The sequence below is a fragment of the Candidatus Melainabacteria bacterium genome (assembly GCA_003963305.1).
Classification (GTDB): Bacteria; Cyanobacteriota; Vampirovibrionia; order Obscuribacterales; family Obscuribacteraceae; genus PALSA-1081.
The window spans coordinates 46,065-46,862 of record RXJR01000002.1 but is presented as its reverse complement, the minus strand read 5'-3'; the positions used below and the strand labels follow the sequence as shown (position 1 = coordinate 46,862).

At 49.0% G+C, this 798-nt stretch carries 1 protein-coding gene; it reads right to left on the bottom strand.

Features of this window, described 5'->3' with window-relative positions; all coding sequences use genetic code 11:
- The coding region (locus tag EKK48_02740; protein RTL45456.1) for an IS1595 family transposase at positions 1-795 on the bottom strand (795 nt) is incomplete at its 3' end.
- Positions 796-798 lie beyond the last annotated feature (3 nt).

Sequence of the window (798 nt, the reverse complement as noted above, 5' to 3'; positions counted from 1 at the left end):
CGATACCGCAGCATACGAAACTGGCGTGTGCAGGGAGCAGGCAGTAATAAGTCGGCATGCCAATTGATACCACTGGTAGCGCCGATTGAATCGATAACAAAACTCATCGAGAAAACGCTGCAGATGCCGTCTTGAGCAAAATTGGTGATATGTTCCGAGAAGTTGTCGTTTCGCCAAAGAAATGACTCTATCAGCGTTTTCGACTGGTCCAGGACTTTGTGATTTAGAAAATTTTTGCATGTTCAAGCGCCCGACTACGCCGTGGATAACGGAGTTCATGTGAAAACCATCTGTTCGGACGTGTGTCATCGGCTCCAGCCTGGCTTCAACTACTCGCCTGTACTCCGAACCATCGCGCTCCATTGCAACGAACATGGCAGCATCACCGGCTTTCCTGTTGAGGCGCTCAACCATTACGTACACCCGTTTTTTGTTGGATGCGCCTCTACCGCGCTTTTTTTTGGATTTACCTCCGAAAAAGGCTTCATCAATTTCTACGTATCCCGATAGCGTGTGGCTTTCATCCCTATCGGACATTGCGATTCGAAGTTTGTGCATCAAGTTCCAGACCGTTGTGTAGTGCATTCCCAATAGATCGGCAGCGCGCATCGTGGATATGCCTCGCTTGTCCTGCATCATCAAAAAAATTAGCCAAAACCAAGTAACCAGTGGAATTTTCGTCTTGTGGAATAGAGTGCCTGCTGTGATGGAAGTCTGCCTCCTACAGAGCTTGCATTGAATGGAGTGGCGCTTGCTGAGCCGTGTTCCGTCGTCGTGTCCGCACTTTGGACACACAAA